Below are 7,573 nucleotides of genomic sequence, written 5' to 3' on the forward strand. Positions count from 1 at the left end.
TTTAAAGTAAAGGGAAAGGTTATAGACCTGCCGTATTTGGTGCTTTCTTTTCCATACAGTAACGCATTCTTAGTTCAGGTGTTTGAAGCTGAAAATCAGGAATGTTTCCTGGAGGGCTTAAAACGGTTCTTCCATCATCTGCAAGGAGTGCCAAAAAGGATTCGTTTTGATAATTTATCCCCCGCAGTAAAAAAGGTTTTACCACAAGGAAAACGCGAGCTTACTGAGGGTTTCAAGCGCTTCGCTTTGCACTACGGGTTTGAGTATGAATTTTGTAATCCGGGTGCCGGCAATGAAAAAGGACATGTAGAAGCGATGGTTAAATATGCGAGGAATAATTTCTTCCTTCCGGAACGAACGGTATATCAGCTGGATAATTTGAATGATCGGTTATGGGAGGAGGCAGAAAAGGATCGAAACCGTCCTCATTATGAAAAGAAACAAGAAATTGCCAGGCTGTTTGAAGAGGACAAAGAAGCGTTAATGTATTTACCGCCGGAAGAATACTCTTGTGTACGCTATGAAACTCTCAAAGCAGACAAGTACGGCTATATCTTAGTAGATACGAAAAGGTATTCTACTTCCCCGCGCTTTGCCAATCAAAAGGTATTGGCTGGCATCACTTATAACAGGATAGATATCCTTTCGGACAACTATGAAGTGATTGTGAGCCATGAACGACTGTATGGAGAAGAATCAAAGTCGATGAAATGGCAGCCTTATCTGTACCTAATGGCTAAAAGGCCGACGGCGCTAAAATATACAACTTTCTATGATCAACTGCCCTTTAAATGGCAAACTTATCTGGAGGAATGTACTCTGGAAGAAAAGAAAAAGGCGCTTCAGTTACTCTCAGACCTTCTTAAAGACCATAGTCTGGAGACAGCTACAGAGGCCCTGGAAATTGCATCCGAGCGATGTCATCCATCCACAGAAACAATAAAGCAAGTCTTTCATCAGCTCATTCATGGCAGAGGCTCCAGAGAGACAGTAAGGCTAAAAAGTACAGTTCCAGTAATGCCAATAGCTGAACGAGGTATGAATCAATACGATGTCTTCTTCCAGCAGGAAAGGAGGAAGGCCTAATGCAGGAACAGATCCAAGAATATGCCAAGCGCTTAAAGCTAAGCTGGATTCGAGAGAACTACCGAGAGGTAGAAGCGGCGAACACAGAAGAATATTTACTGAAGCTCTTTGAAAAAGAAATAGAACAGCGTGAAGAACGAAAAATTAATCTTTTGTTCAAGGCGGCAACCCTGCCGAACGTATCCGGCAAACCTTTTGACTGGAAGGATATTCAGCTGGGGCAGGGGTTAAGTCAACAATCTCTCCTGGACGGTGAATTTATTGAATCAAAAGAAAACATGGTGTTTTATGGCGGCGTTGGTGCAGGAAAAACCTACCTTTCCACCCTCATTGGCATGAATGCGATACAAAAATATGGGAAACGAGTGAAGTTTTATACCATTGCTTCTCTAGCCAATGAGTTATTAGAGGCGAATGACAAAGGAAATCTCAATAAGCTGTTTAAGAAAATCGAGAAGCTTGATCTTTTAATTCTGGATGAGCTGGGATATATACCGCTTCACAAACATGGGGCCGAGCTACTCTTCCAGGTCATCTCCTTGTGTTATGAAAAGCGGAGTATTATCATCACTACAAATCTGCAGTTTGGGCAATGGAATCATGTATTTGGCGACCCTATTTTAACGGAAGCCGTGGTAGATCGCCTGATTCACCACTCTCATTTAGTGATTTTCGGAGGAGATAGTAACCGAATGAAAGAGTCATTCCTTTTGAACAATATGTAAGGAATAAGTGTTATTAAGTGGCTGCAAAAAGGCTTGCCGTTTTATGCATTTTTCTCTTGCCAAATACAGGATTTCATCAGGCTTTTATACGAACACAAGAATCTATGATTTTTTTGAAACAGAATATGAAACGGCAATAGACTATATTGAAGCATATGATTTTTATTTAAGAGAATACAGCAGATTCAGCCCGCTTTATTATTCCATACAGTCAATTTCTTTTTATACGGATAATCCTAGTTTCATTTACGCCGGCGGTATACGTCCGCTGACAGAGCATACGAAAGAAGAAAAATGGTACAGGTTGTTAACGGAGGCTAATCATCCGATTATTATCAGGACTAATCCTGCTACGGACAGCGGGCTCTTCAGTGTCATAAGAGAGCTTGATTATCACAAAAATAAATACAACCATAAAAAAATTGTCAGAATTGACCTGAATCCACTGACAATTAAACAGATTTTTAACAATGCTGCATTTACTGGTGAGGTTTATTTATTAAACGGCGAGAGGAATATAGAATTTTCCTCTAATGAGGAAGTCAACTGGAGAACAGAACAACTGCATTTTGATGCGCTTGAATTTCCTGAAGACACCATTTTCACAAAAGAAAGAATGCTTTCCCAGAATTACCTAGAAGGCTGGAGAGTGGCCGGGACAATCTCGGAAAATGAAATACTGGAAGAACTTTATAAATCACGGGAGTTTATCGTGATTCTCGCCAGCATTAACCTGCTGTTCCCAACATTATTAATAGTCTTAATTTCTAAATCTATTCATTCGCGACTGCTGCGTGTATTAAAGCATATGAAGAGAATGAAAAAGCAAAAGTTTGACATTATTAATTTTCCTGGAGACAAGGATGAAATAGGAGAATTAACAAACGAGTTTAATAAGATGTCACAGACAATCAATCGATTAATTAATGAGGTCTATGCTAGCAATATTGAAAAGAAGGATCTCCAATTAAGGGAAAAGCAGGCCCAACTGAGCGCTCTGCAAAGCCAGATTAATCCTCATTTTTTATTTAACGCCCTCGAAACGATCCGGATGAGGAGCATGATTAAAGGGGAGAAGGAAACAGCAAAAATAATCCAGAATATGGCGAAAATCTTCCGAAATTCCCTTACATGGGGGAAAGACTGGGTAACCGTACGGGACGAGCTTTGTTTAATTATCTGCTTTCTCGAGATACAAAAGTACCGGTTTGGGGATAAAATGGAATATGAACTTGATATTGATGAAGAAGCATACGATTATATTATTCCAAACATGGTATTTCTCCCCTTTGTAGAGAACGCAAGCATTCACGGAATAGAGTCCGTGAAAGAAAAAGGCATTATTCAAATAAGAGTTGAGAAAAACGATGGAGAAATAGTTTATGAGATCAGTGATAATGGTGCTGGAATGGATGAAGAGAAATTAGCTAGCCTGATCGAGACTCTTAAAAATGAGGAAAGTATGGGAGAAAATGTTGGTATTAAAAACGTTTATTACCGCCTGAAACTTCATTATAAAAATCATTTTGATTTTTCCATTAACAGCAGGCCTGGGCAAGGGACGAATGTACAAATAAAACTTCCTGCGGAGAAAAATAATATTTCAAAATAATAATGATTATTTCTGATTAACTTGAGGAAAGTATTGCTGATACTTTCCTTTTCTGGCTCTTTCCTGTAAAAATAGTTTTCGAAACGTTACGACACATACTGACAGAACGGGGGATTTACTTACAAATTCATCTGTTTTTATACATCGGTGACATGAAAAATTTCTGAAAAATTAAACAATAAACTATATATTTTTAAGTGAAAACTATAGTTTACCTGGTCATGCAAAAAGCCTGTCAAAGCTATAATGAAAGTGCTTTCATAAATAAAAGGGATTGCGAGAGGGGATGTCCGATGTTTAAGAAAAAGAGCTTGATTTTATCAATGGCAATGTCTTCGCTCTTAGTCGCTGCAGCATGTTCTAATGATGCTGCAACTGATGCACATGACCAGGACGAAAATAATGCAACTAATGACGCGGTTGAAGTGGAATTAGAGCCGGTTACTTACCACTATTTTAACGCCGGTGCTGCTGGGAAGGACCTCAACACGAACGAAACTTATATCGGAAAAATGCTTGAGGAAAAAACAGGAGTAAACTTCAAGGTGGAGCATCTTGTAGGGGACATCAATCAACGTACAGGTGTAATGATTGCCAGCGGTGATTATCCTGACGTTATCGTTCCTGACGCCGCTATAGATGCTTTATTAGATGCAGGAGCATTCATACCTTTAAATGATCTTCTTGAAGAGCACGGGCCAAACCTGTTAGAAGCTTATGGCGATTACCTGCACATGTTTACACATGACGATGGAAACATCTACTACATTCCTTTCGGGGCTACTGTAAACGAGTTCCAGCCTAACCCGAACATTGACCAGGGTGCGTTCTGGATTCAGCGGGGGATTTTGAAAGAGTACGGTTTTCCTGAAATCAACACATTAGATGAATATTTAGATATCATTACTCGATATGCGAAAGAAAATCCTGAGATTGACGGAATGAGAACCATTCCTTTCACCGGTTTAACGTATGACTGGAGATTCTTCGCTTTTACTAACGTACCGAACCATCTTGCCGGTTATCCAAATGACGGTGGTGTAATGGTTGATATGGATACTCACGAAGCTTCTGTTTACGCAGATTCTGAGTATGCGAAGAGATGGTTAAAAGCATTAAACGAACTTAATGCAGAAGGATTGCTGGATCAGGAAATGTTCGTTATGAACTATGATGAATATTTAGAGAAGCTTTCTTCCGGACGCGTACTTGGATTCTTCGATTATGGATGGCAGTTCGGCACTGCAAGTAACGCATTAAGGGACGCAGGCAACCCGGACCGTGAGTATATGGCACTTCCAGTCGTATTTGATGAAGGCATTAAAGACCAGTATATTGATCCGCCGGCATTCACAGGGAACCGCGGTGTCGGTATTACGGTTAATGCGGAAAATCCTGAGCGCATCATTCAGTTCTGGGATGAATTAATTAAAGAAGATAACCAGCGCTTAGTAATGTGGGGCATTGAAGGCGAGCATTACAACGTTGACGAAAATGGACGCTTCTATCAAACGGAAGAACAGATAGAGATTGTAAACAACCAGAACTTCAGAGATGAATTTGGTATGACAACATTTGAATGGTCCTGGCCGCGTATTAACGGTACATTCTCTGACGGTAATGCAGTTGAAGCAAGAAGGCAGCCTGAAGTTGCTTTCGCTAGCTACAATGATGATGATAAAGAATACCTTGAAGCATACGGAATCAGCACTTTTGCAGAATTGTTCTCCGAGCCTGACGAGCGCCCATGGTATCCTGCATGGAGTGCAAACATCGAGCAAGGCTCTCCACAGCAAATTTTCGAGGAGCGTGCTGATGAGATATTAAGAAGACACTATGCAAGAATCGTATTAGCAGATCCAGCGGACTTTGATAAAGAGTGGGACGATTTCGTTCAGGCATATAGAAGCCTTGATGTAGATGCTTATGAAAACTTCTTTACCGAAGTAGTCCAGGCGCGCGTAAGAGGCGAGTGGTAATATTCACAAAAGCGTAAAACAAAAGGGGCTGTGGCTAACCGAATACTGGTTAGACATAGCTTCCCTTTTTTAATCAAGTTACGGAGTTCAACTGGGGAGGGATAACAATGGCATTGCAGCAGACGCAATCATCTGCGCCGCCGGGACAAGCTTCATCGCCGGCACCGATTAAACAACCACCGAAAACACCGGCAGGGAAGCCGACAGGTATAAAGTTATTTTTTAAAAAATGTTATGAGCAAAAAGCTTTGCTCTTAATGAGTCTTCCGTTTTTAATCTGGTTAATCATTTTCAGATACGTGCCATTGTATGGATGGTCCATAGCGTTCCAGGATTTCAGGCCTGCGCGCCCGATATTTGATCAGGATTGGGCTGGTTTTAAGCATTTTACATTTTTATTTACAGACCCGCGGTTCTTTGAAGTATTAAGAAATACGTTAGCAATGAGTCTCATTAATCTGGTACTTGGTTTTGTAACCGCTATCGGCTTAGCCATTCTCCTTAACGAACTCAGAAACCTGACGTTTAAACGAGTAGTTCAGACGATCAGTTACATGCCGCACTTCCTTTCATGGGTAGTAGCAGCAGGGCTCGTATCGGCAGCTTTGTCTATTGAAAACGGAATAATCAATATTGTTCTTATGAAACTTGGTATGATCAGCGAGCCGATTATGTGGCTTGGAGTTGGTGAGTATTTCTGGGGAATTATTGGTGCATCGGATGTCTGGAAAAACGTAGGGTGGAACACAATTATTTACCTCGCAGCAATTACGATGATCGATACTGAACAGTATGAAGCTGCGGAAATCGATGGCGCCACCCGCTTGCAACGCATCTGGTATATTACTCTACCAGGCATGAGGCCGGTCATTGTTATCCTGTTAATCATGAACTTAGGCTATATTTTAGAATCAGGCTTTGAAGCGCAGTACTTGCTTATGAATCCAATGAACATGGACTTTGCGGAAAACCTAGATATATTTGTTTTACGCTACGGTATTAATATGGGGAATTTCTCTTTAGCCACGGCAGCTGGAATATTTAAAACGGTGGTCAGCTTCATCTTCCTGTTCTCGGCAAACCATATTGCTAAGAGGCTTGGCGAAGCCAGACTATTCTAGAGGGGGATCGCATCATGAAAATTTTAGCGAAATTAGCGGGTAAACGGCGAGGAGCAGATGATTTTATTTTTGATTCATTAAATATCATATTTATGCTCCTACTCTGTGTCGTGATGCTGTATCCAATGGTTAATACGTTGGCAGTATCCTTAAATGATGCTACAGATACCGTGCGGGGCGGAATTTACTTCTGGCCGCGGGAGTTTACTTGGTATAACTTTGAACATGTATTCAGCCAGTCGCAGCTGTTGCACGCAGGTATGATCTCCGTTTTAAGGACAGTCATCGGAACAGCCATTTCCGTATTTTGTACCGCCATGGTTGCTTATACGATCAGCAGAAAGCAATTTGTCCTGAAAAAATTCGTGACGATCGCATTCGTCTTAACTATGTATTTAAACGGCGGACTTATTCCGACATATCTGTTAATGAGAGAATTATCGTTAATCGGTACGTTCTGGATTTACATTATTCCTGGGTTAATCGGTGTGTTTAACTTAATCGTTATCCGTTCATTTATTGAGGGGCTTCCGGAAACAATTTTTGAATCGGCAAAAATTGATGGCGCCGGGGAATTTACCCAGTTTTTCAAAATCGCATTGCCTCTATGTCTCCCGGTAATCGCAACAGTTTCCCTGTTCGTTGCAGTAGGGCAGTGGAACTCATGGTTTGACGTGTTTATCTATAACTCTAATAAACCAGAGTTAAGCACACTTCAGTATGAATTAATGAAAATATTGCAAAACTCTAACGCATCCATGTCATCAGGCTCTGCGGCAAGTGCCTTTGCTTCTTCCCAAAGCGGGGTGGTTGAAACGGTCACACCTCAGTCAGTTAGAGCTGCAATGACGATCATCGTTTCTGTCCCGATCATTTGTGTATATCCATTCCTGCAAAAATACTTTGTTAAAGGGTTAACTCTTGGGGGTGTGTCAATAATTTTGTGTAAATACCCCTGTTTCTAGTAGATAGGTTAGCCCTGCTTATTTTACTTGGTAAAACTTCTATTTTAGGTGAAACACAGAGCCACAGCGGTAGCTGCTTGTCCTT

The 7,573-nt window shown here is 40.9% G+C and carries 6 protein-coding genes; all 6 read left to right on the plus strand.

The features are described 5' to 3' along the window. The coding region (locus E2L07_RS19655; RefSeq protein ID WP_134230437.1) for a Mu transposase domain-containing protein at positions 1-1,086 on the plus strand (1,086 nt) is incomplete at its 5' end. After that, positions 1,086-1,811 (plus strand): IS21-like element helper ATPase IstB, encoded by a 726-nt coding sequence (gene istB / locus E2L07_RS19660; RefSeq protein WP_134229558.1) that lies wholly within the window; start codon positions 1,086-1,088, stop codon positions 1,809-1,811. The genes E2L07_RS19655 and istB, both read left to right, overlap by 1 nt. Before the next feature lie 7 nt (positions 1,812-1,818). Then, positions 1,819-3,423 (plus strand): sensor histidine kinase, encoded by a 1,605-nt coding sequence (locus E2L07_RS19665; RefSeq protein ID WP_243855020.1) that lies wholly within the window; start codon positions 1,819-1,821, stop codon positions 3,421-3,423. 293 nt (positions 3,424-3,716) lie between these two features. Next, complete coding sequence (locus E2L07_RS19670; RefSeq protein ID WP_010898268.1) at positions 3,717-5,402, plus strand: ABC transporter substrate-binding protein; 1,686 nt, start codon at positions 3,717-3,719, stop codon at positions 5,400-5,402. 257 nt (positions 5,403-5,659) lie between these two features. After that, positions 5,660-6,523 (plus strand): ABC transporter permease, encoded by an 864-nt coding sequence (locus tag E2L07_RS19675; protein WP_233422112.1) that lies wholly within the window; start codon positions 5,660-5,662, stop codon positions 6,521-6,523. Positions 6,524-6,537: 14 nt separating this feature from the next. Further along, a complete protein-coding gene (locus E2L07_RS19680; protein ID WP_134230438.1) occupies positions 6,538-7,488 on the plus strand; it encodes a carbohydrate ABC transporter permease in 951 nt (316 codons plus the stop codon). Positions 7,489-7,573 lie beyond the last annotated feature (85 nt).

The organism is Halalkalibacterium halodurans (genome assembly GCF_004376175.1).
Lineage (GTDB): Bacteria > Bacillota > Bacilli > Bacillales > Bacillaceae_D > Halalkalibacterium > Halalkalibacterium halodurans.

Excerpts from the sequence above, each read along its gene's own strand:
- E2L07_RS19675 (WP_233422112.1), top strand. The coding sequence starts at position 5,660 with ATGAGTCTTCCGTTTTTAATCTGGTTAATCATTTTCAGATACGTGCCA.
- E2L07_RS19680 (WP_134230438.1), top strand. The coding sequence starts at position 6,538 with ATGAAAATTTTAGCGAAATTAGCGGGTAAACGGCGAGGAGCAGATGAT.
- istB (WP_134229558.1), top strand. The coding sequence starts at position 1,086 with ATGCAGGAACAGATCCAAGAATATGCCAAGCGCTTAAAGCTAAGCTGG.
- E2L07_RS19670 (WP_010898268.1), top strand. The coding sequence starts at position 3,717 with ATGTTTAAGAAAAAGAGCTTGATTTTATCAATGGCAATGTCTTCGCTC.